Annotated in this window: 23 protein-coding genes; 15 read left to right on the top strand and 8 right to left on the bottom strand. The window is 68.2% G+C overall.

What is annotated here, in order from left to right; all coding sequences use genetic code 11:
• The first annotated feature begins 82 nt into the window (after positions 1–82).
• The 4 genes from B378_RS16750 (at position 83) to B378_RS0107925 (ending at position 3,600) form a co-directional block, all read left to right on the top strand.
• Positions 83–220 carry a hypothetical protein gene (locus B378_RS16750; RefSeq protein ID WP_155118195.1) on the top strand — a complete coding sequence of 46 codons (138 nt, stop codon included), beginning with the start codon at positions 83–85 and terminating at the stop codon, positions 218–220.
• Complete coding sequence (locus B378_RS0107915) at positions 217–1,281, top strand: glycosyltransferase (protein ID WP_017343269.1); 1,065 nt, start codon at positions 217–219, stop codon at positions 1,279–1,281. The genes B378_RS16750 and B378_RS0107915 overlap by 4 nt, the downstream gene beginning before the upstream one ends.
• The gene (locus tag B378_RS0107920) at positions 1,282–3,057 is read left to right on the top strand and encodes a DUF2070 family protein (RefSeq protein ID WP_017343270.1); all 1,776 of its coding nucleotides are present in this window, start codon (positions 1,282–1,284) and stop codon (positions 3,055–3,057) included.
• A gap of 78 nt (positions 3,058–3,135) precedes the next feature.
• On the top strand, positions 3,136–3,600 hold the full coding sequence (locus B378_RS0107925) for a hypothetical protein (protein WP_017343271.1): 465 nt from the start codon (positions 3,136–3,138) through the stop codon (positions 3,598–3,600).
• Positions 3,601–4,293: 693 nt separating this feature from the next.
• Here the strand turns inward: B378_RS0107925 and B378_RS0107930 are convergent.
• Positions 4,294–5,307, bottom strand: coding sequence for a lysylphosphatidylglycerol synthase transmembrane domain-containing protein (locus B378_RS0107930; protein ID WP_017343272.1), 1,014 nt, complete (start codon positions 5,305–5,307; stop codon positions 4,294–4,296).
• A 148-nt stretch (positions 5,308–5,455) separates the two neighbouring features.
• Between B378_RS0107930 and B378_RS0107935 the strand changes: the two genes are divergently transcribed.
• The 5 genes from B378_RS0107935 (at position 5,456) to B378_RS0107955 (ending at position 10,475) form a co-directional block, all read left to right on the top strand.
• On the top strand, positions 5,456–6,325 hold the full coding sequence (locus B378_RS0107935; RefSeq protein WP_017343273.1) for a hypothetical protein: 870 nt from the start codon (positions 5,456–5,458) through the stop codon (positions 6,323–6,325).
• Positions 6,326–6,371: 46 nt separating this feature from the next.
• The gene (locus B378_RS0107940; protein WP_017343274.1) at positions 6,372–7,403 is read left to right on the top strand and encodes a glycosyltransferase family 4 protein; all 1,032 of its coding nucleotides are present in this window, start codon (positions 6,372–6,374) and stop codon (positions 7,401–7,403) included.
• A gap of 88 nt (positions 7,404–7,491) precedes the next feature.
• Positions 7,492–8,268 (top strand): pyrroline-5-carboxylate reductase, encoded by a 777-nt coding sequence (gene proC, locus B378_RS0107945; RefSeq protein ID WP_082224252.1) that lies wholly within the window; start codon positions 7,492–7,494, stop codon positions 8,266–8,268.
• Complete coding sequence (proB, locus tag B378_RS0107950; RefSeq protein ID WP_017343276.1) at positions 8,261–9,136, top strand: glutamate 5-kinase; 876 nt, start codon at positions 8,261–8,263, stop codon at positions 9,134–9,136. The genes proC and proB overlap by 8 nt, the downstream gene beginning before the upstream one ends.
• The gene (locus B378_RS0107955; protein WP_017343277.1) at positions 9,129–10,475 is read left to right on the top strand and encodes a glutamate-5-semialdehyde dehydrogenase; all 1,347 of its coding nucleotides are present in this window, start codon (positions 9,129–9,131) and stop codon (positions 10,473–10,475) included. Before proB ends, B378_RS0107955 begins: the two co-directional genes overlap by 8 nt.
• Positions 10,476–10,504: 29 nt before the next feature.
• Here B378_RS0107955 and B378_RS0107960 read toward each other — a convergent pair whose 3' ends face one another.
• Positions 10,505–11,158, bottom strand: coding sequence for a TrkA family potassium uptake protein (locus tag B378_RS0107960; RefSeq protein ID WP_017343278.1), 654 nt, complete (start codon positions 11,156–11,158; stop codon positions 10,505–10,507).
• A 4-nt stretch (positions 11,159–11,162) separates the two neighbouring features.
• A complete protein-coding gene (locus B378_RS0107965; RefSeq protein ID WP_026046221.1) occupies positions 11,163–12,617 on the bottom strand; it encodes an APC family permease in 1,455 nt (484 codons plus the stop codon).
• 203 nt (positions 12,618–12,820) lie between these two features.
• On the opposite strand from B378_RS0107965, the gene B378_RS0107970 reads away from it, so the two are divergent.
• The 6 genes from B378_RS0107970 to B378_RS0107995 all read left to right on the top strand — a co-directional run bounded on the left by B378_RS0107970 (position 12,821) and on the right by B378_RS0107995 (position 19,206).
• Entirely contained in the window at positions 12,821–13,474 is a 654-nt protein-coding gene (locus B378_RS0107970) for a TrkA family potassium uptake protein (protein ID WP_017343280.1), read from the top strand.
• 220 nt (positions 13,475–13,694) lie between these two features.
• Positions 13,695–14,528: an MBL fold metallo-hydrolase gene (locus B378_RS0107975; protein ID WP_017343281.1), complete on the top strand. Its 834-nt coding sequence runs from the start codon at positions 13,695–13,697 to the stop codon at positions 14,526–14,528.
• A 93-nt stretch (positions 14,529–14,621) separates the two neighbouring features.
• A complete protein-coding gene (locus B378_RS0107980) occupies positions 14,622–16,373 on the top strand; it encodes an alanine-zipper protein (protein WP_017343282.1) in 1,752 nt (583 codons plus the stop codon).
• 108 nt (positions 16,374–16,481) lie between these two features.
• On the top strand, positions 16,482–17,387 hold the full coding sequence (locus B378_RS0107985; protein WP_017343283.1) for a hypothetical protein: 906 nt from the start codon (positions 16,482–16,484) through the stop codon (positions 17,385–17,387).
• 414 nt (positions 17,388–17,801) lie between these two features.
• The gene (locus tag B378_RS0107990) at positions 17,802–18,182 is read left to right on the top strand and encodes a DUF5805 domain-containing protein (RefSeq protein ID WP_017343284.1); all 381 of its coding nucleotides are present in this window, start codon (positions 17,802–17,804) and stop codon (positions 18,180–18,182) included.
• A complete protein-coding gene (locus B378_RS0107995; protein ID WP_017343285.1) occupies positions 18,175–19,206 on the top strand; it encodes a tyrosine-type recombinase/integrase in 1,032 nt (343 codons plus the stop codon). Before B378_RS0107990 ends, B378_RS0107995 begins: the two co-directional genes overlap by 8 nt.
• 193 nt (positions 19,207–19,399) lie before the next feature.
• Here B378_RS0107995 and B378_RS0108000 read toward each other — a convergent pair whose 3' ends face one another.
• From B378_RS0108000 to B378_RS0108020, 5 genes are all read right to left on the bottom strand, one after another.
• A complete protein-coding gene (locus tag B378_RS0108000) occupies positions 19,400–20,512 on the bottom strand; it encodes a TrmB family transcriptional regulator sugar-binding domain-containing protein (RefSeq protein WP_017343286.1) in 1,113 nt (370 codons plus the stop codon).
• A gap of 65 nt (positions 20,513–20,577) precedes the next feature.
• The gene (locus B378_RS0108005) at positions 20,578–21,633 is read right to left on the bottom strand and encodes an ABC transporter permease (protein WP_017343287.1); all 1,056 of its coding nucleotides are present in this window, start codon (positions 21,631–21,633) and stop codon (positions 20,578–20,580) included.
• Entirely contained in the window at positions 21,630–22,763 is a 1,134-nt protein-coding gene (locus tag B378_RS0108010) for an ABC transporter permease (protein WP_017343288.1), read from the bottom strand. The genes B378_RS0108005 and B378_RS0108010 overlap by 4 nt, the downstream gene beginning before the upstream one ends.
• Positions 22,760–24,334 (bottom strand): ABC transporter ATP-binding protein, encoded by a 1,575-nt coding sequence (locus B378_RS0108015; protein ID WP_017343289.1) that lies wholly within the window; start codon positions 24,332–24,334, stop codon positions 22,760–22,762. The genes B378_RS0108010 and B378_RS0108015 overlap by 4 nt, the downstream gene beginning before the upstream one ends.
• A 32-nt stretch (positions 24,335–24,366) precedes the next feature.
• Entirely contained in the window at positions 24,367–25,575 is a 1,209-nt protein-coding gene (locus B378_RS0108020; RefSeq protein ID WP_026046222.1) for a BMP family protein, read from the bottom strand.
• Positions 25,576–25,768 lie beyond the last annotated feature (193 nt).

Consider the following 25,768-nt stretch of genomic DNA (forward strand, 5'->3'; position numbering starts at 1 on the left):
GGGGCGCGCCGCCCGCTGGCGGCCCCGGAGCGCGGTCTCGAGAAATGAAAATGTTGAAGCGGTCAGGTAGTGAAGTCCGCGAATGACCGTGGTACTCGCAGTAGCCGTCGGCGCGGACGTCGACCCGAGCCCCGCCCCGACCGGCGCAGTCCCCGCCGACGGATCCCTCCGCGGCGGCTCCGGCCGCGGGCAGCCCTCAAACCGCCAGACGCGACCATGAACATCGGCTTCTTCACCGACAGCTACTTCCCCGGCATCGACGGCGTCACCTACACCATTCAGGCGTGGCGCGACCGCCTCGAGTCCCGGGGCCACGACGTGTACGTCGTGTATCCGGAGAGCAGCCACGAGCCCGACGAACGCGAGATACCGGTCCCCTCGCTGCCGAACCCCTTCTACCGACAGTACCGGATCCCGACCTACCGCCGCCTGTCGACGCTCCCCGATCTCGACGTGGTCCACTGTCACGGCCCGGCGTCGACCGGCCTGATGGGCCTTCGGTACGCGAAGCGGTACGGTGCGACCTCGGTGTACACCCACCACACCCCCGTCGAGGACTACTTCGTTCAGGGGCTCAAGTCGGAGCGGCTCGCCGCGCTCGCCGGGCGGGCGTACGTGGCCTACGAGAACCGATTTTTGAACGCGTTCGACTGCGTCACGGCCTCGACCTCGCGGATCCGCCGCGACGTGGAGCCGTACCGACTCCCGGTCGGGATCGAGATGGACCGGTTCCGGCCGCGCGAGGGCGCCCGGGTGGCCGCGCTCGCGACCGACGGCGGCCCGACCGCGGCCGACGCGCCAGTAGTCGGGTACAGCGGCCGGATGACCCACAAGAAGAACGTCGACGAGACGCTCCGGCTCGCCGAGCGGCTGCCCGAGGTCCGGTTCGAACTCGTCGGCGAGGGGCCCGTCCGCGCGGAGCTTGAGGCGGACGCGCCCGCGAACGTCCGGTTCCACGACTTCCTCCCCCGCGACGACCTCCCCGACTTCTACGCCGCGATCGACGTCTTCGTCACGGCCTCGACCTGCGACACGCTCGGCCTCTCGACGCTGGAGGCGAACGCCTGCGGCACCCCGGTGGCCGCCGCGGACGTCGCGCCGTTCGACGAGACGATCGGTCCCGAGAACGGGGCCCGCTTCGCGCTCGGCGACCTCGACGACATGGAGCGCGCGGTCCGCGACTGCCTCGACGGCGACAGGGACACCCGCGCGGCAGTCCAGCAGTTCTCGGTGGAACAGACGATAGACGAGCTCGAATCGATATACGGGGTGGCCGCGTAGATGGGCGCGGACAACGTCGACGCGTTCCAGCGGTTCATCTTCTCGGTTCCGCGGCTCCGGGTACAGGCTGCCGCGCTCGTCCTCCTCAGCGCCGTGTACGGAATCGCGACCGTCGCGGGGTTCTGGCTGTTCACGCCCTTCTCGCCGGACCCGTCTCGGATCGTGCCCGTCGCGGTCCTCATCTTCCTGATCCCGTTCGTCGTCGCCGCGGAGCTGTTCCCCCGCGTCCTCGACGGCTACCCGCGGCCGTGGAGCTACTTCCTCGCGCTCACCTCGCAGTTCGTCCTGTTCGTGTACGCGCTGGTGCTCTCCGGCGCGAACAACGTCGGGAACGCCTGGAGCATCATCTGGCTGAGCTTCATCACGCTGTACCTGGTCAACATCCTAGTGCTCGTCGTCTCGACGGGCATCGACCGCTCAGACCGGATCCTGCTCGTCTCGCTGGTCGAACCGGGACTGCTCATCGCGGCGTTCTACGCGCTGGGCGGCAGCGACCTCGGCTTCTCGACGTACCGCCACGTGTTCGCGTTCGCGTCGCTGCTCATCGCGGCCGGCTTCCTCGTCTTAGTCCTCCTCGTCGTCGACTACCTGATCAAGAGCAACACCGATGTCTCGGCGTTCGAGCTCACCTCCGGGCTCCTCCGGAACGACCGGGAGTCCCTCGACCTCGGCGTCGAGGCCCGCCCGTCCGTCGAGACGTTCGCCGTCGACAACGGCAGCCGCCTCACGGTCGCGGCCCCGTGGGTTCATCCCGGCCCGCTCGGCGGGTTCGGCGGCGGTCAGCTGAGCGGGAACCTGATCGACGCGCTGAACGGGGGTCGAGGGGACGGCTCGGGGCGCGATCCATCCGGGGCCGCGGCCGCCGCCGCCGACGGCGATGCCGAGGCCGCTGCGACCGACGGCGGGACCGGCGCGGCCTCGAACGGCGACGCCGGCTTCTTTTTCCACGTCCCGTGTACGCACAAGGAGGACCTCTCGAACCCGGCGGACGCGGAACGGATCCTCGACGCGGTCGCGGAGCCGGACGGGACCGAGCGCGCGTCGCGGCTCGTCACGGAGTCCTACGGCGAACGCGAGGGGTACGCGGACGTCCGGTTCCACGGCCGTCGGATCGGCGATCAGGAGGTGATCGTCCTCCACGGCGAGGGGATCGACGACTACGACACCGGCGTGTTCATGCGCGACGTCGACCACGACGAGGTGCTGCTGATCGACCAGCACAGACACGACATCCAGCAGGGGCCGGACGTCGAGATCCAGTACGGCTCCGCCGAGGCGGACCGCCTGAAGCGCGCGTTCGACGAATTCCGCGATCGGCTCGCCGACACCGAGCTCGCGGACGACTACGCCGCCGGCTTCTCTGTGACGCGGACCGGCCAAGACGCGCTGGCGATGGTCGAGTCCGTCGGCGACCAGGAGGTGCTCTGGATCGGCGTCGACACGAACGGGCTCACCCCGGACGTGCGGGCGACCGCGGACGCGTACCGCGAGGAGTTCGACGCGGTGATCCCCTTCTCGACGGACACCCACGCGTCGATCCACGAACTGGCGAACATGCGGGAATCCGACACCGACGCCATCGAGCGCGCGGTCGACCGCGCCGTCGACGACGTGGCGCCCGCGACGGTCGGGTTCGAGAGCCGGCGGACGGAGCCGGTGAAGCTCCTGAAGAACGACTACAACGGGCTGGTGTTCAGCGTCAACATCCTCATCCGGCTGACGCTCATCTCGCTGGTGACGCTGTACGTGCTGCTCGTGTTGTGGCTGTTCTTCTAAGAGGAGGCCATCGCGGGCGGGGTCGCCCCCGAGCGAGCGGTCCCCGTCGTTTTTGTGCGCTCCCGTCGACGCGTCCCCATGGTCTCGCGAGCCCTCCTCCTCGGAACCGGCCGGTCCCCGAAACGTGCGCTCGGCGCGGCCGCGGCCGCGTTCGTCGCCGCGTCGCTCCTCGTCGCCCTCCCGTGGGAGCCGATACGAACCGCCGGGCGGTACCCGATCTGGGCCGCCCTCGTCGGGATCGGCCTCGCGGGCGCCGGGTACGCCGGTCGGCACCGCGGCGGCCTCGTCGCGGGGTGGGGAGCGACGTTCCTCGCGACGATCTGGATCTACGTGGTCCCGCCGCTCGCGGCGGTCGTTCGCGGCGATACGCTCGACGCCGGCGGCTACGCGGTCCCGCGTCCGTCGATCGTCGCGCTGAGTCCGCGCGCCGAACTGCTGACCGGAATTCGGATCGGGCCGGTCGTCGCCCTCCTGGTCGCGCTCACGCTCGGGAGCGCGGCGTTCGCGCTGGGGGCGGGACTGCGTCGGCGCTCGGTGCGGTGACTCGACGGCTGACTCCTCGCCCCGCTCGGACGCTTCCGCTCTCCAGACGCTATTTAAATCCTCAGTAGTCGCCGATTTTTCGCTTTGAATCGCTCAGTACGGAGGCGGCGGTGAGCGATAGCGGGAGTGGGTGTAGTACGTCGTGAGTGTGGTCGTTTATAAGTCAGATCGCGGGGTTGCTGTCGGCTGTTTATAAGTGACTGACGCCACCGCGGCGAGTGTCTCCAAAGCCCCAGCCGTGAGGGCGTTGTACGCTCGCTGTCGTTCGAAAGGCGCGAAGCGCCTTTCGTGATGACGAGAGAGCTTTGCTCTCTCGAACCACGCTCCTCGGTCGCTCACTCCGTTCGCTCCCTGCGGTGCTTACGTCGCCTACGACGCCCTCACGGCTGCCCCTTTGAGTCCCGCCCCACACAGCGACCGCACCTCACGCCTCCCCAGCCTCGCCGCTCGCTCCGCTCGCGGCGTCCCTCGCGGGCTGGCTCGCGGCCTCCGCCTTCGCTCCGGCCGCTCGCAGGCGCGCCACCGCACCCCTTTTATAAGCATTCGTCGCCGTCGCTCACGGCTGTTTATATACTACATCGCGGCCGCCGATCTGCGATACTCACTCCCGCACTCGATCGAGAACCATCGTCGAACGGCCAGCCAATTTAAACGAGAACGTGTCTACATGAGAGGGGTTCCGACGGAGCCGCCCTACTCGAACGCCTTCACGCCCAGCGCGGAGGCCGACGCGCCGCCGATCACCATCGGGAGCCAGTAGACCGCGCCGCGGAAGACTAAGACTGCGGCGGTGATCGCGGACGCGGCGACCCCGGTCGTGGGGACGAGCAGGCCGACGAGCGCGGCCTCGATGCCGCCGAGGCCGCCGGGGAGCGGCGTCGCGCCCGCGACGTACGACAGCGGGACGACGAAGACCGGGATCAGCGGCGAGATCGGGTGGCCGACAGCGGCGAAGGCGGCCGTGAGCGCGGCGGCCTGGAAGAGCCAGCCGAGGAGCGAGAGCGCGACGATCCCGAGGAGCCGCGGGCGGTCGGTGCCGACGCGCTCGATATCGGCGAAGAAGTTCCCTAAGCGGTCCGCGAGGCCGGCCTCGATCGTCTCCGCGTCGAACCGGTCGAACCGGCCGAGGAACGGCCCGACCGCGCCCGGGACGCGGTCGACGACCGCAACGCGGTAGCGCCAGACGAACGCGATCGCCGAGACGATGGCGGCGATCAGCGCGACCGCGCTCGCGACGGCGAAGCCGACGCGGTCGCCGACCGCGGTGGTGGCCGCGTACGACCCCACGCCGAGGAAGACGAGCGACACCGAGGGGACGACGTTGAGCACGTCGACGCTCGCGATGCCGACGAGGCCAGTCTCGTATCTGGCCTCGCCGACCTTCGAGATGAGCGCCGCGGCGACCGGCTCGCCGCCCGCCTGCCCGAACGGGGTGACGTTGTTCGCGAAGGCGGCGCCGCTGTAGACCAAAAAGGCGGTCCGGACCGACAGCTCCACGTCGAGCGCGCCCAGCACGGTGCGGAGCATGAGGCTCCACGCCGCGAGCCAACAGAGCCCGAGGACGGCGGTCACGGCGACGAGGGCCGGGTCCGCGGCGGCGAGCGCGTCGACGACGCGGTCGACCCCGACGGCGACGAACAGCACCGCGAAGAGGAGGACGGCGCCGGCCGACCCGAGGATCAGCGCGCGCCGTTGTGGGCCTTCCATAGAACAGGTGGCGCCGTAGCGAACTTGAAACGTCTGCTTCGCGCTCGTCGGGGCGACAGGCCTTCCCGCGTCGCGGTTCCGCCGTCGGGGCTCGCTTCCGGACCGAGAATGAGAATACATACGTACCGGCGGGCCGACGGCCCACCTAATGGAAGATCAGCGGTTCCTCGAGTCGGACTGGGACTACTGCCTGGTGCTCGACGCGTGCCGGTACGACGTGTTCGCGGACGTGTACGACGAGTACCTCGACGGGACGCTCGAGAAGCGGAAGAGCATCGGCTCGTCGACGCCGGAGTGGGCCTACCGTACGTTCACCGGCGACCACGACATCGCGTACTTCTCCGGGAACCCGTTCATCAACGACCTGGGGATCCCGCTGAACGAGCTGAAGTGGGGCGCCAGCTGCGACTACGAGTGGACCGCCTCCGAGCACATCAGCGACATCCACGACGTGTGGAAGACCGACTGGGACGACGACCTCGGCACCGTCCCGCCGGAGGGGCTCGCGGACGCGTTCCACCGCAATCAGGACGCGGTCGAGCGCGCCGACCGCACCGTCCTCCACTACATGCAGCCGCACGCGCCATACCTCTCCCGCGGAAAAGGGCAGAAGCTCAAGCAGATCCAGAAGGGGATCAAACAACAGGAGGAAGAGGAGGAGGCCGAGGGGGGAAGCGACGACGACGGCGGCCTGCTCTCCTCGCTCAGCGACTCGGTCCGGCCGAAGATCGAGAGCCGGCTCGACGACAGCGAGTTCGCCCAGAAGGCCGGCCTGTGGCTCGAACTCGATCCGAAGGACCTCGTGAAGGACGGGACGCGCGTGACCGCGCTGTCGATGTACGAGGAGAACCTCCGGATCGCCTTAGAGAGCGTCTCGGAGCTGGTCGAGGAGCTCGACGGCGACGTGGTCGTCACCGCCGACCACGGCGAGGCGTTCGGCGAGGAGGGCGTCTGGGAACACCACATCGAGACGTACATCCCCGCGCTGATGGAGGTCCCGTGGCTGGAAGTCGAGTAGGCGTTCGACCCGCGGCCGCGGCGCCGGCGAGCGCGCCCCTCCGCCGATGAAGGTCAGCCACTACTTCGAGTTCGAGGAGCACGTCACCGGCGGGATGGCGGCCTCGGTCGACCACCAGCGAAAGATGTTCGACCGGGCCGGCATCGAGTACACCACCGAGCCGACGCTGGACGCCGACGTGCTTCACCTCAACCTGATGGGGCCGCGCTCGGTCTGGTACGCGCGCCGCGCCCGGAAGGCCGGAATACCCGTCGTCGCGCACACCCACGTCACCGCCGAGGACTTCGGCGACAGCTTCCGGTTCACGAACGCGCTCGCGCGGCCGCTCAGGCCGTACCTCCGGCGCGCCTACGGGCTCGCCGACCGGCTCGTCTGCCCCTCCGAGTACAACCGCGACGTGATCGAGGGGTACACCGACGCGCCGACCACGGTGATCTCGAACGGCGTCGACCGCGGGAAGCTCGACGGATTCGAATCGCTGGAAGGCGAGTACCGCGAGCGTTACGATCTGGACCCGCCGACAGTGTTCATGGTCGGCCACGTCATCAAGCGGAAGGGGTTGGAGACGTTCGTCGAGACGGCCCACCGCACCCCCGACGTCGACTTCGCGTGGTTCGGCCACATCGACCGTTCCCTGAAGGGTCGCGAGACGAAGCGGCTCATCGACGAGGCGCCCAGCAACTGTACGTTTACGGGGTTCGTCGACGACATCCGCGGCGCGTACGCCGCGGGCGACGTCTTCTGTTTCCCGACCCACGAGGAGAACGAGGGAATTGCACTCTTAGAGGCGATGGCGGCCGGGAAACCCCTCGTCGTGCGCGACATCGAGACGTTCTCGTGGCTCGAAGACGGCGAGGAGTGTCTAAAGGTGGGCAGCGAGGGCGACGAGGGGAGCGCACCCGGCGGAGCCGACGACGCCCGCGGCGACAACGTCGAGGGGTTCGTCGACGCGATCGACGAGCTCCGCGACGCCGACCGACGGGCCGAACTCGGCGCGACCGCCGCCGAGCGCAGCGCGGAGTTCTCGCTCGACGCGATCGCCGATCGGTACCGCTCGTTGTACGCGAATCTGGTGTAGACCGCCCCGAACGCCGGATCGTCGGCTTCTCACGGAAACTTGCGAAAACCGCAGTTGGTATGTCCGCCCGTCGACTCCGTAGAGGCAAATGACTCGAGTGAGCGTTATCGGCTGCGGTAACATGGGGGGTGCCCTGCTCCGGGGGCTCGCCCGCACGGAGGGGTACCACCTGACGGCGATCGACCTCGACCCCGAGGCGCTCGCCGCGATCGAAGACGCCGCCGACGAGACGACCGACGACGTGGCGGCAGCGCGCGACGCCGACATCGTCGTCCTTGCGGTGAAGCCGGACGTGGCCCCCGCCGTCCTCAACGACCTCGACCTCCGCGCGGACCAGCAGATCGTGACGCTGGCCGCGGGGCTCCCCCGCGAGTTCGTCGCCGAGCGCACGGACGCGCCGGTCGTCCGGATCATGCCCAACCTCGCGGCGGAAACGGGCGACATGGCCGCGGCCGCGACGAACGAGGGCCTCACCGACGAGGTCCGCGCGATGCTCGACGCCGTCGGCGAGTTCGTCGAGGTCGACGAGTCGCTGATGCACGTCTCGACCGCGGTCAACGGCAGCGGTCCCGCCTTCGCCTTCTACCTGATCGACGCGATGAAACAGGGCGGGATCGACAGCGGGCTCGACCCCGAGCAGGCGGAGACGCTGGCCGCCCAGACGTTCAAGGGCGCCGCGGAGACGGTGTTGCGCGACGACCGGAGCGTCGACGAGCTCATCGATGCGGTCTGCTCGCCGAACGGCACGACGATAGAGGGGATGGACGTGCTGTGGGACAGCGAGGCCGACGCGGCGGTCGAGGACGCCGTCGCGGCCGCGGAGCGCCGGTCCCGCGAGCTCGCCGAGGAATTCGACGATGCCTGAGGACGCGGGCGTCGAGCGCGTCGGCGCGACCGACGGCGATCGGGTCGAAGCCGCCCGACGGGAGGCGGCCGCGGCCGACCGCGTGATCGTCAAGGCGGGGACGAACTCCCTGACCGACGAGGACTCCCGGCTCGACCGGGTGAAGCTCGACAAGCTCGTCGCGGACGTGATGGACCTCCGCGAACGCGGCACGGAGGTCGTGCTGGTCTCTTCCGGGGCGGTCGGCGCCGGCACGGGCCGGCTCGACGAGGGGCCGGAGTCGCGAGACGGCGTCGACTCGATCGCGGAGAGTCAGGCGCTCTCGACGGTCGGACAGGGCCTGTTGATGCGACATTACACGCAGAGCTTCGAGCGGTTCGACCAGGACGTCGCGCAGATCCTCGTGACGGGCACGGACCTCGACGCGCCCGAGCGCTTCGACAACTTCACCAACACCGTCGAGACGCTGCTGTCGTGGGGGGTCGTCCCGGTCGTCAACGAGAACGACGCGGTGGCGACCGACGAGCTGCGGATCGGCGACAACGACATGTTGTCCGCGTCGATCGCGATGGGGCTCGACGCCGACCTCCTCGTGACGCTCACCGACGTCGACGGTGTCTACACCGGGAATCCGAAGCGCGAGGACGGCGCGGAGCTGATCGAGGCGGTCGACGACGGCTACGAGCGGCTCCGCGAGATCGTCGGCGACGGCACCGAGACCGACTTCGGCGGGATCCGCACGAAAGTCGAGGGCGCCCACGACGTGAGCCGTAACGGCATCCCCGCGATCATCGCGGGGTCGGCCGAGCGCGACGTGTTAGCGCGGATCGCAGCGGGTAAGCCGACGGGCACGCTATTCGTGCCGAAGACGGGTGACGACCATGAGTGAGAGCCACACCACGGATGTCGAGGCCGACACCGACGAGCTGGCCCGCCGGGCCGAGAGCGCCGCGTTGCGCCTCGCGAACGCGGACGAGGCGACCCGGAACGAGGCGCTCCGGTCGATCGCCGACGCGATCCGCGAGCGGGAGGCCGAGATCCTCGAAGCGAACGCGGTCGACGTCGAGGAGGCGGAGGCGATGCTCGCGGACGGCGAGTACACGCAGGCGCTGGTCGACCGGCTGAAGCTGGACGAGACGAAGGTCGAGGAGATCGCGTCGATGGTCGAGTCGGTCGCCGCACAGGACGACCCGCTCGGCGAGACGCTCGCGGCGCGCGAGCTCGACGAGAACCTGGAGCTGTACCGGGTCGCGGTGCCGATCGGCGTCGTCGCGACGGTGTTCGAGTCGCGGCCCGACGCCTTGGTCCAGATCGCGGCGCTCGCGTTGAAATCCGGGAATGCGGTCGTCCTCAAGGGCGGCAGTGAGGCCAGCGAGTCGAACCGCGTGCTGTACGAGGCGATCGTCGAGGCGACCGCCGACCTGCCCGACGGCTGGGCCGCCCTCATCGAGGCGCACGAAGAGGTCGACCGCCTGCTCGAGCTCGACGACCGCGTCGACCTCGTGATGCCGCGCGGCTCCTCGGAGTTCGTCTCCTACATTCAAGAGAACACCCAGATCCCCGTTTTAGGCCACACTGAGGGGATCTGTCACGTCTACGTCGACGCGGACGCCGACCTGGAGATGGCCGCGGACGTCGCCTTCGACGCGAAGGTCCAGTACCCGGCGGTGTGTAACGCGGTCGAGACCCTGTTGGTCCACGAGTCGGTCGCCGACGAGTTCCTCCCGGGCCTCGTCGCGCGCTACGAGGAAAGCGGCGTCGAACTGCGCGGCGACGAGCGAACCCGCGAGGTCGTCGACGTCGACCCCGCGACCGAGGAGGACTGGGACACGGAGTACGGCGACCTCGAACTGTCGATCAAGGTGGTTGACGACGCGTACGACGCGATCGACCACGTCAACGAGCACGGCTCGAAACACACGGAGTCGGTCATCACCGAAGACTCGGAGACCGCGGAGGCGTTCATGACCGGCGTCGACGCCGCGAGCGTCTTCCACAACGCCTCGACGCGGTTCGCGGACGGCTACCGCTACGGGCTCGGCGCCGAGGTCGGCATCTCCACCGGGAAGATCCACGCCCGCGGCCCGGTCGGTCTGGAGGGGCTGACGACGTACAAGTACTACCTCGAAGGCGACGGCCACCTCGTCGCGAGCTACAGCGGCGAGGACGCGCTCCCCTTCACACACCGCGAGCTCGACGGCGCCGAGTGGACGCCCGGCGGGCGGTGACCGCGGTCGAGCCCCCGAGAGCGGCCCTTCTACCCTTGTAACAGGTTCATGACCTCGTCGGCGACGTCGGGCTCGACGGCGACGACGTAGCGCTCGCCCGGGGTCAGCGACGTGTCGGAGCGGGCGATCCGGTGGCCGTCGGCGTCGGAGACGACGACTGCGCCCGCCGGGAAGCGGACCTCGGTGAGCGACTTCCCGGCCGCCGGGGCCCCCTCCGCGACCCGAATGAGCATGATGTCGAGGTTTCCCGTCACGTCGGCCAGCGTCTGGACGTCGCTGCCGAGGACCTCGTTCGCCGCCACCCGGGCGCCGGCCCGCTCGGGGAACAGCACCGCGTCGACGAAGCGCGTGTACGCCTCGCCGGCGGTGCGGTCGATTCGGGCGACCGTCCGGATCCCCGGGGACAGCTCCGAGGCCGCCAGACAGACCGCGAGGTTCAGCCCCGTCTCGCCGGTGAGCGCGGCGATCGCGTCGGCGTCCTCGATGCCCGCCTGTTCGATGATGTCGGGGTTCGTCGCGTCGCCGCGAATCACCGTCGCGATCCACTCGTCGGCGATCTCGGAGACGACCGCCTCGTCGCGTTCGACGATCGTCACCTCGTGGCCGCGGTCCGCGAGGATCTCCGCCGTCTGGAAGCCGACGCGTCCGCCGCCCGCGATCACGATGTCGAGTGAGCTTGGCATGGGTTCAGTCCTCCGTCTCCGTGGTCATCTCGGCCTCGGCGGCCGCCGGCCCGGAGTCCGGCTCCGCGCGCAGCCTGTTGAGGGTGAGGTACGCGGCCCCGCCGAGCAGGATCCACCCGGCGCTGAGCCCCAACGCCAGCGGGTCCGTCCGCAGCAGGTACTCCACGAGCACGCCCGTCAGGACCAGGTTGAGCGCGATTCCGATCAGCGGCGGGGCCGGGTAGAACGGCATCTCGTAGGGGCGGTGCATGTTCGGGCGCTCCCGGCGGAGCCTGATCGCCGCGACGTTGACGATGACGAACGACAGTAGGAAAAACAGGCTCGACATGTTGCCGGCGCTCTGGGTCGGCAGCGCGACCGACCCGAGCATCACCACCGCGCTGGCGAGGATCGCCACGAACGGCGTCCCGTACCGGTGGTGGATCTGGCCGAAGGAGGGGAGCAGCTGCCCCTCGCGCCCCATCGAGAACGCGACCCGGGAGGAGGCGATCACGACCGCGTTCAGCGCCGTCAGCGTCGAGAACACCGCGCCGAAGACGACGAGCGCGCCGCCGTTCTGAATGATCGGCAGTCCGGTCGGCATGAACGAGGTCGCCGCCTCGGCGATCCCCGCCTCCCCCGCCTCGGCGAGTCCGCTCGCGCCGAGCGTCCCGACGGCGACGGCGACGACCGCCAGGTAGACGACCACGGTGACCGCGAGGCTCGCGAAGATCGCCTTCGGAATGTTCTCGCGGGGATTCTTCACCTCTTCGGTGACCGTGGTGATGAGGTCGTACCCCTCGAAGGCGATGAAGGTGAGCCCCATCGCCGGCAGCACGGCGGCCGCGCCGCTCCCTTCGGGGAACAGCGGCTGGAACTCGGCGCCCGAGAACATCGGCGACGCTAGCCCGAAGGCGACGAACACCAGCAGGATCGCCACCTTGATGATCGTGAACACCGTCTCGGCGCTCCCGCTGGCGGCGGTCGAGACGGCGTTGAGCGCGACGAGCCCGAACACCGCGGCGAACGCCAGCAGGAACCCCGTCGGGACCGCCGCGTCGACGACCGGCAGGGCGAGGGCGCCGACCTCCTCTGGCGGTCGGACGACCCCGTACACGTGAAGCAGTTCGAGGAAGTTCGGGGCGAACCCGAGCGCGTACAGCGCCCCCGCGATCATGTAGGCGAACCAGAGCATCCACCCCATGATGAACGACGAGAGGTCGTCGAAGATCTCGCGGACGAAGGCGTACCCGCCGCCGCTCTTCGGGATCGAGCTGGCGAGCTCGGCGTACGAAAGTCCGGTGAAGGCGGTGACGACGCCGTTCAACGCGAAGACGACGATCGCCGCCGGGCCCGCGATCTCGGCGGCCAATCCGGTCAACACGAAGATGCCGGCGCCGATCATCGCTCCCATTCCGATCATCGTCGCGTCGAGCAGCCCCAGTTCGGCCTCGGGGGACCGGGTCTGTTCCCCACTCATCGCTCGGAAGCCCCGCGTCCGAGTTCGTCCATCGTACGCTCGGATCCGGACGGTCTCGACCACTTCATATCCGGTGAGAGTTTCCCCGACCTGGGAATCGTGTCGTGGGCTGAAAACGGTTTATCCGCGGCGCCCGTGTCCGGCGTTCCGGACGTGTAGGAACGTCGGCCGGATTGAAGACGCTGCGGGCCGAGATCCGGCACATGACCCGAACGAAGCGGTTCGTCATCGCCGGCGGGGGCCGGGTCGGGCTGCGGACCGCGGAGAACCTCACGGAGCAGGGACACGAAGTGCTGCTGATCGAGGTCGACGGGGACCGCGTCGAGGAGCTGGCCGACGCGTACCTCGGACCGGTGATCCACGGCGACGCCACGGACCAGTCAATTCTCAGGCAGGCGGACCTCGGCGACGCCGACGCGATCGCGGCGCTCACCGACGAGACGGAGACGAACACGGAGATCTGCCTGACGGCCCACTACCTCGAGCCGTCGATCCGGACGCTCGCCCGATCGGAGACGGCCACGGAGCCGGACCACGACGAGGTCGTCGACGCCACCCTCCTCCCGCAGTCGCTCGGCGGCGACCACGCGGCCGACATGCTCACGGGCGAGGGGATTCGGACGCTCGTGTACCCCACCGCCGACCTCGACATCATCGAGGTGACGGTCGCCGAGTCGGCCCCGGTGGCGGGGAGACGACTCGACGAGGTCGCCCTCCCCGCCGGGAGCCTCCTCATCTCCACCGCGGACCGGGACGGTCTCGCCGGCCCCGAAACGATGCTGGAGGCCTCCGAACGGTACATCCTCGCGGTGGAGTCCGACGTCGTCGACGAGGTCGTCAACCTCTTTCGCGGCTGACCGCGTCGCCCCCGACCGGACGCAGTGGCCGGGTTTCGCGAGGATACTCGGTGACCGCCTATCGTTTCGATTCGGCCTGTATTTAGTATAGCGACATATGATTTATTTGTTCGGGGTCGAACAGATTTTTGTCGTTTCAGGAGCAACGGATATCGGCATTGGGCCACCAATTCGGACGCACTCCGGAATAATTACCCCCGCCGCATCCGCATCGACGCCCATGGTCGACTCCGACTGGGGCGACTGGCTGCCGCGCGCGATCGCGGACGCCGACCCCGACACGGTGGCGCTGTGGTATCTGGGCTGTAACGGCTTCGCGATCAAGGGAAGCGAGGGGACCGTTATCTGGATCGACCCGTACGTCGGCACGGGCGACCCGCCGCGGACGATCCGCATGATACCGATACCCTTCGATCCCGAAGACGTCGAGGCGGCTGACGCGGTCTTGGCCACCCACGAGCACACGGATCACGTCCACGGCCCCTCGCAGGCACCGATCTTAGCGAACACCGACGCCGACCTCGTCGCGCCCGACGACTCGCTCGCGGTCGCGCGCGAGGAGGAGGCGTGGACCGAGGAGTACGCGGTGAGCGAGGCCGCCTTCACCGAGGTTCGGGAGGGCGACGAGCTGCGGATCGGGGAGTTCACCGTCCACGTCGTCGAGACGCACGACGCCGACGCTACCCACCCGGTCGGCTACGTGATCGAACACGACGCCGGCACGGTGTTCCACGCCGGCGACAGCAAGCCCTCGCCGTCCTTTACGGGGCTCGCGGAGCGGTTCGACATCGACCTCGGTATCCTCGCGTTCGGTTCCGAGGGGACGATTCCGGACAAGGAGACGGGCGAGCCGGTCCAGACGAAGTGGTACAGCGACGAGAACGAGATCGCGACGGCCGCGAACGACCTCGACCTCGACCGGTTGGTCCCCACCCACTGGGACATGTGGAAGGGGCTGACCGCCGACCCGACGGCGCTCCACGACCACGTCCGGAGCTACGAGTCGCCGGAGCGGTTAGAGATAGTCGAGATCGGCGATCGGATCGACCTGTAAACGGGAGCCGAACGGCCGCTTTCCCGGCGTTTCGGTTATCAACCACGAAACCCGGCCCGTGGAATTTAAGCCCCTGCTCCGGGACGTGCGGATATGAGCGAACGGACGGCAGAGGCGGCCACGACCGTCGACGAGGACGGGATCCGCGTCGAGAAATCCTTCACGGACGACGCGTTCCCCGTGCCCGCGGTGATGTACACCCTCTCTTCGCACCGCGAGGACCCCGTACGGGTGCGTATCGTCGACCGGATCCCGGAGTCGTTCCCGATGGACCGGGTGGGGTTCCACCCGGAGTACGAGAGCGAGAACTGGACGGCGTACAAGGACCACCGCGTGGAGTTCGAACGGGTGATAGACCCCGACGAGACCGTCGAGACGGTGTTCGGGATCCGAGACGACGACCCCGACCTCGACGGGTTCCTCGGGACGCCGGTGATCGAACACGTCCCGGTCGGCGAGGAGATCGAGGACGTCCTCGGCGCCGGCGACACGGACGCGGTGCGAGAGGTGCTCTCCGGCGACCGCGCGACCCTCCCCGGAATGGCGGAGGACGACGAGCTGTTGCTGGAGGATCCCGCGAGAGAGCCCGACGAGGCGTCCGAAACCGAGGAGGCCGACGCGGAGTCCGTTGAGGGCGAGGACGAAGCGACAGAGGACGATGCGGAACCGGACGCCGACGCCGAGGAGCCGGAGTTCGACGAGGACGACGAACCGGAACTCGACGAGGAAGCCGACGCCCCCGAACCTCGCGCGGTCGACGAGGGCACGGCCGCCGTGACCGCTCACGAGGGTGACCCGATCGGTGCCGCGACGGAGGCTGAATCCGAACCGGCAGACGACGAGGAGCCCGACGAAACGCCTGAAATCGACGAGACGGAAGCGGACGAGCGTGACGAGCCCGCGACGCTGCCCGGCGAGGGCGGCCTCGCGGCGGCCCTCGCGGCCGAGATCCGCTCCGGCGCGGCCGACGAGGAGGACATCGAGACCATCGAGGGGGCGTTCGAGGGCGGCGTCCCGCGCAGCGTCGACGTGCGGATCGCCCGCCTCCAGTCGAGCGTGGCCGACATCGAGGCGTACGCCGACGCGCTCGCGGAGTTCATCGACGGCGAGGGGACGGCGCGCGAGATCCTCGACGGGATCGACGAGCGCGTCGACGCCGTCGAGTCCGAGGTCGACGCCCTCGACGACCGGCTCGACGCGGCCGACGAGGAGCGAGAGACGATTGCGTCGGACATCGACCGCGTCGACTCCGCGGTCGACTCTACCTCCGACGCGGTGGATGCGGTCGACGAGCGGGTGGACGCGGTCGAAGACGACGTTGAGGCGGTCGAAGGCGACGTGCGCGGCGTGGAAGCGGACGTGCGGGCTGTCGAAGACGAGGTCGCGACCGTTGACGAGAGCGTCGAGTCGGTCCGGGACGCCGTCTCGACGGTCGAGACCGACGTGGACGACCTCGCCGCCGACGTCGACCGGGTCGAAACGGAGGCCGAAACCGTCGCGGAGACGGTCGACGACCTGGGCGACGACGTCGAGACGCTGTACGAGGAGGTCGACAGGGCTGCCGAGCGGGCCGAGATCGCCGAGGATCTGGCCGAAGACGCCGAGGAGCGCGCCGCTGACGCCGCGGAGCGCGTCGACGACGTGGAGTCTGGGCTCGACCGCTTCGACGAGGAGTTCGACGACCTGTGGGACGACCTCGCGGAGGTCGACGCGCGGCTCACCGACATCGAGGACCGTCTCGGGGAGGACCTCGACGACGTGGCGGCCGAGTTAGACGAGATCAACGAGCACCTCGAAGAGCTGGACGAGTTCCGCTCGCGTCTCAACGAGGCCTTCGGGCCCTAACTCACCTGTTCTCGACGTGGCGCCGTCGGCGCGGAACGACGCCGTCGGCCTCCGTCACCCCGGTTCAAAAACGCAACCCGTTTTACGCGCGCGGTCGCAGATCGGTCAATGACAGATCCGGTTCCGGTCGCCGTCCCCCGCAAGGGACGCCCGCTCGAAGCCGTCTTAGAGCGGATTGCGGCCGTCTCGGCCGACGACCGTCTCGACCGGCTCGCGGACAGCGTGAGCAACACGCTCCGATACGAGAAGGCCGTCACGAAGGGGTCGGTCGACGCCGACGCCGGCCCCTACGATCGGCTCGCGGAGTACTCGGACCCGACGACGACGGCAGAGCCGGAGTTCACGCTGATGCGCGACGATCGGAACGGGAAGCCCCGCCGGATCGTCTTCGACGCCGCAACGGTCGATCTGGGCGACGTGACGGTCAAGCTCGTCGGTCGCGAGGAGCCGTTCCGCGCGCTTCGAACCCACGAGTTCGCGCTCGGATTCGACTCCGCGGACCTCGTCTTAGAGGAGGTGGTCGGGATTCGCGACGCCGGGCTCGGCAACATCTCGGACATCAACGACCGCATCGACCCGGTCGACACCGACGTGCGCGTCGTGACCGGGCTCGGCGACACGGTGTCCCACACCCTGATGGGACGCGAGGACCGGCAGGCGCCGAACACGACGTTCGACCGGGCGTATCTCGACGACTACGAGGGGCCACTGTGTATCTCGCCGCGGTACGAGCGCCTCGTCACCGCGGTGTTGGGCACCGACGCGCTCAACGGCGTCGAGTTCGTCTATCCCGAGGCGGACGAGGAGGAAGAGGCCGCGATCGCCCGGGTCGGACTCGGCGTGTACCTCACTGTCACCGGGTCGACGGCGCGCGAACACGGGCTCAGCGTCGGTGAACACCTCTTCCCCAGCGAGACGGTTCTGATGCGTAACGCGGCCGAAACGGACGATTCGGTCTCCAGCGTCCTGCGGGCGCTCGAACACGAGGCGGCCGACTCGGAGATCCGGGTCTGAGTCCACGTATCGTATAGCGGTATGGAATATACGCGTGCGGACGAAGATGGATTCGGTCCCGACGCGTGGGATCGATTCGTCGCGAGTTTCGCAAATTAACCATCTGCGATCCACGCGACCCTCCCGAACTACTGCCGACGACGCAACGCGGGCCGTGCCCGAATACTCGGGACCATTACCGAGCCGGCCGAGAGGGATTCGAGAGCGGCGAACTTCGGGGGCGTTTGGGTGCGGCATGCTACTCGAAGAGATATCCGAATATCTGGACTCCGAAGCCGCGATGTGTGATACTAGAATTTAGGATATTACTTACGTAGCAGCGAATATAGGGTACTACTCGCCGAGATAAGGTCACTTATCCGCAAATCTGGGATAGATTGAAGTCGCGGCCGTGAGAACCGTCGTCCGAGAACGATGGGAGGCGATCGACAGTCGGTGAAGACGTACGTGCCGACAGAACAGAAGGAGCTGTGGCGCGACCACGCCGACGAACTCGACATGTCGCTGAGCGAGTTCGTCAGGACGATGGTACAGGCCGGACGCAAGGGGTTCGCGCCGGTCGACTCCGGCGAGCGCGAGGAACCCGATTCCGAGGGCGCTGACCCCGGGGGTCATGACCTCGAAAGGGGCGTCCGGGCGGCTCTCGAATCAGGCCCCTGCTCGTGGGACGAACTCGTCGAGGCGGTGGTCGGCGACGTCGAGGACGAGCTGGAGGCGACGCTCGACGACCTCCAAGAACGAAACCGAGTTCGGTACAGCGGCCGCGACGGGGGGTACGTGTTGACCGATGAGTAGCACCCGCGCGGCCCCCGATCCCGACGATCCGATCGGGTACTTCCTCGAGGACCTCACCTACCACGGGAAGACCGATCGAACCAGACAGGCGTACGAGCGCGTCCTGCGGCGGTTCGAGGAGTTCCTCGACGACACGGACCCGGAGTCGGCGAGCCACCGCGACTGTATGTCGTTCGTCCACTCGCTTCGGGGCGACGTCGCCGACAGCACCGTCGCGACGTACGCGGCCTATCTCCATCGGTTTTACGGGTACATGACAGAGGTCGGCGCCTTCGACGGCAATCCGATGACGCTGGTGATGGAGGAGATGGACGAGACCGTGGACAAGGACCCGGCGCGTCGCGACGTCTCGATCCCGGCGATGCGGTCGTTCGTCGCCGGGATCCGCCATCCGCTTCACCGCGCGCTCGTGGTCACCCTCCTGAAGACCGGAATGCGGGTCGGCGAGCTCTGTAACCTCGATCTACGGGACCTGTCGGTCACCGATCCGGACCTCGAAGCGGCGTACTCGCTCGGGGGCCGGCCGGCGCTGTCCGAGCGGCCGGACTCGATATTCGTGACCGCCGAGGCGACCGTCGGCGAGGAGCTGAACGGCGAGGTGCGGACGGCCGCGAACAAGCGCAAGCGCGGGACGGTGATCCCGGTCGACGACGAGCTGCGCCGGACGCTGAAGGCGTGGCTCGCCGTTCGGCCGGATTCGCCGTCGCCCGCGGAGCCGTTGTTCGTCGGGACTGCGGAAGGGTGGGGCGAGCGGATCCGACCGGAGGCGGTCAGACACGTCGTCGAACGGTACGCCCGCGAAGAGGGGTGGTACCGGACCGGCGGTGGTGCGGACGAGAACGTCACGCCCCACTACTTCCGGCACTTCTTCACGACGCACCTCCGCGACAGGACCGGCGACCGCGGCGTGGTGAAGTACCTGCGCGGCGACGTCGCCGACGACGTGATCGACACGTACACGCACAACTGGGGAGACCAGGTGCGAGAGGTCTACGAGACGAACGTGTACCGGCTCCTGGTTTGAGAGGTCTGACGGCAGATCGTCTCGTATTCCGTCGGCCTCGGTCGGTCGACACGCGTTCAGTGTGAAACTCATAAATCACATACCGCGATATATAATTTGGTGTGAGGCACCTCCGCCGGAATCGTACGCGTGAGCGGGAGATCACGGCTATTGGCGGTCGAGCGGCCGGTTCGCGGGGCAGGTCCGGCTTCGACTACACCTTCGAGGAGGAGTCGAGCAGTTCGGAGACGGACTGATCGGCCGTCTCGGGGGTCTCGAGGGTGACTCGCCTGGCCTCGTACGTCTCCATGATCGCGCCCGGCCCGCCGACAGTGAACTCCTCGGTTCCGTCGTCGAGCACCAACGTGTTCTCGATGGGGATGTTATTCGTCGTCGGTTCGACGAGCCCTTGCCGCACCCCGGTTACCCGCCCGCGCCGCGTCTCGAACGGCTCGGAGGACCGGGCGGGACGAACGGACACCTCCGCGATCAGTTCGCGGTCGCGGCGGCGGTGGAGCGTCGCGTCCAACACCGCGTGTCTGAATCTATCGTACGTCTCCGGAGGCTCGCTCGGCCCGTCGACGTAGACCTCCGTCGCGAGGGGCCAGTAGTTTCCGAGAAAGGATCCGACCAGCGCTGGCGAGAGCCGGTCCTCGGTGAAGCCGATGGCCTGCTGGTCGGTAGGGGGCCCGACGACCACCTCGGGCGGGGAGAACAGGCCGTGGGTTCGGTCGACGCTGAGGATCATCGGCCCGGTGTGGTCCCAGACGCGCACCGCGCTGCCCAGCCCCTCGAAGCGGCCTCTCTCGACCGCGTCGGTCCCGTCGTCGTTGACCAGTACGAGAGTGAGTACGCCGCGGTCGACCGCGGACCTGAGGTCGGCGGCGAGGTCCGAGACGATGGAGGCGTGGACCGAGAGGCTCACCTCGTTTTCCGCTTCCCGGAGCAGCCGCGAGATACGCTTTCGGACGGTCGCCGTCGATTTGATAACCTCGTAGCGCCGGTCGACCTCCGGGTCGGGCTCGTAGAGCGCGTCGAGGTTCCCTTCGAGCGTCGAGAGCGTGTCGGAGAGTCGGTCGACGACGGTCGACGGGTCCAGCGCCCGGACGGTCGTCGGCGTCTCGTGGTCGTGTATCTCGACGAGCCCGCGGTCTTCGAACTCCCCCAACACGTTGTAGACGTACCGCTTGGACACGTCGGCCCCTTCGGCGATCGCACTCGCCTTCGCCTCGCCGAGGGTCAGGATAGTCGTGTACGTGTCGATCTCCTTGTCGGAGAATCCGAACGACTTCAGTTGGTCCCGGAGATCGGGATCGGTTCCGCTCATGACGCCGGCTTTCGACAGGGCGGGTAAAGAAGTGCCCGTACGGGCCGAGAGCGCTACCCCGTCGGTCAGTCCTCCTTCGCGTACGGCTCGCCGACGGCCGCCGGGACCCGCGTGTACCCGACCACGACGAGGACGACGAGGACGGCGACGTACGGGAACAGCCCCGTGATGCTCCCGGGAAGCGAGATGCCGACGGTCTGAAGCTGGATCTGGAGCATGTCCATCGCACCGAACAGCAGGGACGCTCCGTACGTACCGAGCGGATTGTAGTTGCCGAAGAGGTACGCGACGATCGCGATCCAGCCGCGACCGTCGACCATCGTCACGCCGGTTCCGGTGAACCCGCTCCCGATGCCGATCGACAGCACCGCACCGCCGAGCCCGGCCATGAGGCCCGAGAAGACGAGCGTCGCGTAGCGGACGCGGTTCACGTCGACCCCGGCCGTGTCGAGCGCTTCCGGGTTCTCCCCGGCCGCCTGTACCCAATAGCCGTATCGGGTCCGGAACAGCACGACCCACGCGCCGACCGCGAGGAGGACCGTGAACATGACCAGCGGCGACGCGTCGAAGAACAGCCGCCCCGCGATCGGCACCTCGGAGAGAACGGGGACGACCACGTTGTCGATGTTCGGGAGCGACGGGCTCGAAACGCCGCCCCAGACGACCGTAGAGATGAACGGACCGAAGCCCAGTCCGATGAACCACACCGCGAGCCCAGCGACAATCTGATCGGCCTCGTAGCGGATCAGGAGGACCGCGAACAGCGCCGCCAGCAGGCCGCAGACGAGAGTCGCGACCAACACGCCGAACCAGAGGTCCGCTTGCCCGACGCCGTCGCCGCCGGACGCGGTCCAAGCCGTGACGGCTCCGAACAGCGCGCCGAAGATCATGAACCCTTCCAGCCCGATGTTGAACACGCCGCTCTTCTCGGCGTAGAGCCCGCCGATGGCGGCCAGCGCGATCGGCGTCGCGGCCTGAAGCGCCCGTTCCATCGCGCCGACCGTCACGAGGTCGGAGCCGGGGATGTCGGCGACGAGAAACACGAGCAGAGCGGCCGCGAGCAGCGCGAGGCTGCCGACGAACGCCGAGCGGCCGCCGATCGCGTCCCGGACGGCGCTCATCTGGCGTCACCTCCGAGGCCCGTGTACCGACCGGCGGCGCGGAACAGCTCCGGCGCCGCGACGAACAGGACGATCAGCCCGATCACGCCGTCGACCAGCTCGCTGGGGACGTCGAGCGTGAAACCGATGTACTGTCCGCCCGCGTCGAGCCCGCCGAAGAGGAGCCCGGCGGGGATCACCCCGAGCGGATTGTTCGCGGCCAAGAGGCTCACGGCGATGGCGTCGAAGCCGAACGTCGGGAACGTGTTCGGGTCGCTGTAGTACCCGAGGATCATCACGGCGAACAGCGCCCCGGCGAGCCCGGCGATCATCCCGGAGAGCGTCATCGTCCGGACGATCATTCGGTTCGGATCGACGCCGGAGTACTTCGCGGCGGGCTCCTGATAGCCGCTGGTGACGAGGTCGTAGCCAGACCCCGTCTGTGTCATGTACACGTACACGACGGCGACGGTCACCAGTGCGATCCCGAACCCGATGACCGAAAACGACGGGCTCCCGAAGGCGAACCCCGGGAGGTCGACGTAGTCGGGGAACGACTCCGTGTTCGGCGCCGCCGCCCCCGGCGGACGCAGATACGCGTCCAACAGGAAGTAGACGACGCCGGAGGCGATGAAGTTCAACATGATCGTCGTGATGACCTCGTTCGCGCCGGCGTACGCCTTCATCAGTCCGGGCAGCGCGCCGTACGCCCCGCCGGCGGCGACGGCTGCTCCGCCGGCGACGACCATCAGGACGACGCCGACGACGGTGTTCGCGGGGAGCAGCGGCGTCAGAAACAGGATCGCGAGGGTGGCGGCGAATCCGCCGACCACGAACTGCCCCTGAACGCCGATGTTCAACACGCCGGCGCGGAACGCGACGGCGACGGCGACGCCCGCCAAGATGAGCATCGTCGACTGCCGGAGTGTGAAGGCGACGTTCGAGAGCTCGCCGACCGCCCCGTACACGAGCGAGTAGACGAACTCGACGGCGTCGTAGCCCGACAGGGCCACGATGCCCGCGCCGATGACGAGCGCAAGGGTCGTCGAGACGATCGCGATGACGATCCGCTCCAGCACGGACGCCCGGAGCATCCGGTCGACGATCCGGTCGAGCGCGGCTCGGACGTGCGAAGCGCCGGCGTCGCTCACGCGTCACCCCCCGCGTCGAGCGCGACCGTGTCAGGGTCGTCGAGCGACTGTCCGGCCATCATCAGTCCGAGCTCCTCCTCGGTCACGTCGCCGGGGTCGACCACGTCGACGAACTCCCCCTCGTACATGACTGCCGTCCGGTCGGAGAGCCGTTTGACTTCGTCGAGCTTCGAGGAGACCAGAACCACGGCGACGCCCTCGTCGCGCATCTCGCGGAGCCGCTCGTGAATGAACTCGATCGACCCGATGTCGACGCCGCGAGTCGGATGCGCCGCGACGAGCAGCGACGGGTTCCGTTCGAGCTCGCGACCCACGACGAACTTCTGTTGGTTGCCGCCGGACAGCGACTCAGCCGTGGCGTCCGCGTCGGCCGGCCGGACGTCGTACTCCTCGACGATGGCGTCCGCGTGGTCGGTGATCGCCCGCCAGTCGAGGAAGGCGCCGTCCGCGAACGGTTCGACGGTCTGGTTGCCGAGCAGCGCGTTCTTGACGAGGCTGTACTCCTGGACGAGCCCCTCCCGCGTCCGGTCTCCGGGAACGTACGCGATCCCGGACTCGATGCGCTCCCGCCGACTCAGCTCCGTGATGTCGTCGCCGAACAGCGCCACGACTCCGCGTTCGGCGCCCCGCATACCGGTTATCGTTTCGATCAGCTCCCGCTGTCCGTTTCCCTCGACGCCGGCGACGCCGAGAATCTCTCCCTCCCTGACGGCGAAGCTCACGTCGTCGACCTGGCGGATGCCCCGCTCGTCGTCCGCGCAGACGCCGTCGACGGAGAGCGCGACGTCACCGGGGGACCGCTCCCGGGGCTCGGCGTCGAAGAGCACTTCCCGACCCACCATCATCCGGGCGAGCTCGTTCCGCGACGTTTCGTCGGCGTCGACCGTGCCGACCGCGCTGCCGTCCCTGAGGACCGTTATCTCGTCGGCCGCCGTCATCGCCTCGTCGAGCTTGTGCGTGATGAAGACGAGCGACCGCCCGTCGTCGGTGAGCGCGTCCATGACGTCGAACAGGCCCTCGACCTCCTGTGGAGTCAACACCGCCGTCGGCTCGTCGAAGATGAGCGTCTCGGCGCCCCGGTAGAGGCTCTTTACGATCTCGACGTGTTGCTGGACGCCGAGGCCGAGGTCCTCGACGTCCGCGTCGAGGTGTTCGTCGACGGAGAACCCGTAGGCGTCGCAGATCTCCCGGACGCGCTCGCGAGCCTCGCGATCGTCGACAAGTCCGTTTTTCGACGGCTCGTGGCCTAAGACGATGTTCTGGAGGACCGTCATGGTGTCCACCAGTTGGAAGTGCTGGTGGATCATCCCGACCCCTGCGTCGATCGCGTCGCGCGGCGACTCGAACGTCCGCGGTTCACCGTCGACGGTCACCGTCCCCTCGTCGGGGTCGTAGAGCCCGTACAACACCTTCATCAGGGTCGTCTTCCCGGCGCCGTTTTCGCCGACCACGGCGTGAACGGACCCCCTCCGCAGGGAGAAGTCGACGCCGTCGTTCGCGACGACGTCGCCGAACCGTTTCGTGATGTCCGTGAGTTCGACGGCGGGCGCGTTGTCTGTGGATTCTGGCATAGTGGAAAAATACTCGCGGGCACCGCCCGCTGTCAGCAACCGCCGGCGCTACAGGGGACCGTGACCTCCCCGTCGATGATCGCCTGCCTGCTCTCCTCGAGGTTCTCGGCCGCGACGTCCGGGAGGCTGTCGCCGATGGCCTGCCCGAACACGACCTCGACGCCCCCGGACTCGAGGCCGAGGACGTTCGACCCCTGAACACTGGACCAGTCGTCCTCGACGACCGCTTCGGCGACCTCGTAGGTCCCCTCGTTGATGTACTTCACCGCCGACGCCATGATGACGTCTTGGTAGTCGGGGAGGGTCACGGACTGGTCGGCGTCGACACCGATTGCGAACCGGTCGGCCTCCTGTGCGGCCTGAAACACGCCCTGACCGGCCGCCGCGGCGGCGTGATACACGATGTCGGCGCCCGCGTCGTACTGCGAGGTGGCGATGTTGTTCGCGGTCTGTGTGTCGGTGTAGTTCCCGATGTAGCCGACGTTGACCTCGATCTCCTCGTCGATCCACTCCACGCCGGCGCGGTAGGCCCGCTCGAACGCGTTGATGAGCGAGCCGTCGACGCCGCCGACGAACCCGACGACGCTCTCGTCGGGGTCGAGCGAGTTGCCCTCGTGGGAGAGCTCGCGCGTGGTCATCGTCCCCGCCAACACGCCCGCCTGGAAGGACATCTCGTGGTTCGCCCAGGTGTAGCCCGCCACGTTGGGCTGGTCGACCGACGCGTTGATCAGCATCCAGTTCTGGTCCGGGTACTCCTCGGCGTTCGTCTGGAGCGCCTGCGTGTGGTTGTAGCTGACCAGAACGATGAGGTCGTAGTCGGGGTCGCCGCTCTCGGCGAGCTGCGACTGGACCGTCTGGTAGTTCGACTGGTTGGTCTCTTCGACCTGCTGGATCTCGATGTCGTACTCCTCGGCCGCGTTCTGGAGCCCGTCGAGCGCGAGGTCGTTGAACGCCTGATCGCCGAACCCCGCCGGGCTGGAGACGATAGCGACGTTCGTCGTGTCGCTGCCGCCGTCGGAGCCGTCCGAGCCGTCCGAGCCGTCGGAACCGTCCGAGCCGTCCGACCCATCTGACCCGTCCGAACCGTTCGAACCGTCGTCGGTGAGACACCCCGCGAGTCCGGCGATCCCTACCGCTCCGGCCCCCACCTTTAAAATATCGCGGCGCTGCGAGCCGCGATCGGACGCGGTTGTCTCTAGGCTGTGCGTCGAGCCGTCCCCGTGGTTATCGCTGTCAGTCATTACTTTCGCCTCAAACTAACCGGCCCCTGAGTAACATAAATAATTAACCACTATACTCATCGGCACTACCATTAATAAAAAAGCGTGAGAAAGCTCTTTATCGCGGTTCGGATCGGAACGCGATCGGAGCGGGGCGTGCGAAGGCGATCAGCGAGACCCGAGCGGGAACTACCGCACCGCGTCACCGACGGGC

The sequence above is a fragment of the Halorubrum sp. T3 genome (assembly GCF_000296615.1).
Classification (GTDB): domain Archaea; phylum Halobacteriota; class Halobacteria; order Halobacteriales; family Haloferacaceae; genus Halorubrum; species Halorubrum ruber.

Coding starts and splice junctions, on each gene's coding strand:
- B378_RS0107940 (WP_017343274.1), top strand. CDS start 6,372: ATGAAGGTCAGCCACTACTTCGAGTTCGAGGAGCACGTCACCGGCGGG.
- B378_RS0107955 (WP_017343277.1), top strand. CDS start 9,129: ATGAGTGAGAGCCACACCACGGATGTCGAGGCCGACACCGACGAGCTG.
- B378_RS0107935 (WP_017343273.1), top strand. CDS start 5,456: ATGGAAGATCAGCGGTTCCTCGAGTCGGACTGGGACTACTGCCTGGTG.
- B378_RS0108015 (WP_017343289.1), bottom strand. CDS start 24,334: ATGCCAGAATCCACAGACAACGCGCCCGCCGTCGAACTCACGGACATC.
- B378_RS0108005 (WP_017343287.1), bottom strand. CDS start 21,633: ATGAGCGCCGTCCGGGACGCGATCGGCGGCCGCTCGGCGTTCGTCGGC.
- proB (WP_017343276.1), top strand. CDS start 8,261: ATGCCTGAGGACGCGGGCGTCGAGCGCGTCGGCGCGACCGACGGCGAT.
- B378_RS0107965 (WP_026046221.1), bottom strand. CDS start 12,617: ATGAGTGGGGAACAGACCCGGTCCCCCGAGGCCGAACTGGGGCTGCTC.
- B378_RS0107975 (WP_017343281.1), top strand. CDS start 13,695: ATGGTCGACTCCGACTGGGGCGACTGGCTGCCGCGCGCGATCGCGGAC.
- B378_RS0107930 (WP_017343272.1), bottom strand. CDS start 5,307: ATGGAAGGCCCACAACGGCGCGCGCTGATCCTCGGGTCGGCCGGCGCC.
- B378_RS0107980 (WP_017343282.1), top strand. CDS start 14,622: ATGAGCGAACGGACGGCAGAGGCGGCCACGACCGTCGACGAGGACGGG.
- B378_RS0107915 (WP_017343269.1), top strand. CDS start 217: ATGAACATCGGCTTCTTCACCGACAGCTACTTCCCCGGCATCGACGGC.
- B378_RS0107995 (WP_017343285.1), top strand. CDS start 18,175: ATGAGTAGCACCCGCGCGGCCCCCGATCCCGACGATCCGATCGGGTAC.
- B378_RS0108000 (WP_017343286.1), bottom strand. CDS start 20,512: ATGAGCGGAACCGATCCCGATCTCCGGGACCAACTGAAGTCGTTCGGA.
- B378_RS16750 (WP_155118195.1), top strand. CDS start 83: ATGACCGTGGTACTCGCAGTAGCCGTCGGCGCGGACGTCGACCCGAGC.
- B378_RS0107985 (WP_017343283.1), top strand. CDS start 16,482: ATGACAGATCCGGTTCCGGTCGCCGTCCCCCGCAAGGGACGCCCGCTC.
- B378_RS0107925 (WP_017343271.1), top strand. CDS start 3,136: ATGGTCTCGCGAGCCCTCCTCCTCGGAACCGGCCGGTCCCCGAAACGT.
- B378_RS0107960 (WP_017343278.1), bottom strand. CDS start 11,158: ATGCCAAGCTCACTCGACATCGTGATCGCGGGCGGCGGACGCGTCGGC.
- B378_RS0107920 (WP_017343270.1), top strand. CDS start 1,282: ATGGGCGCGGACAACGTCGACGCGTTCCAGCGGTTCATCTTCTCGGTT.
- B378_RS0107970 (WP_017343280.1), top strand. CDS start 12,821: ATGACCCGAACGAAGCGGTTCGTCATCGCCGGCGGGGGCCGGGTCGGG.
- proC (WP_082224252.1), top strand. CDS start 7,492: ATGACTCGAGTGAGCGTTATCGGCTGCGGTAACATGGGGGGTGCCCTG.
- B378_RS0108020 (WP_026046222.1), bottom strand. CDS start 25,575: ATGACTGACAGCGATAACCACGGGGACGGCTCGACGCACAGCCTAGAG.
- B378_RS0107990 (WP_017343284.1), top strand. CDS start 17,802: ATGGGAGGCGATCGACAGTCGGTGAAGACGTACGTGCCGACAGAACAG.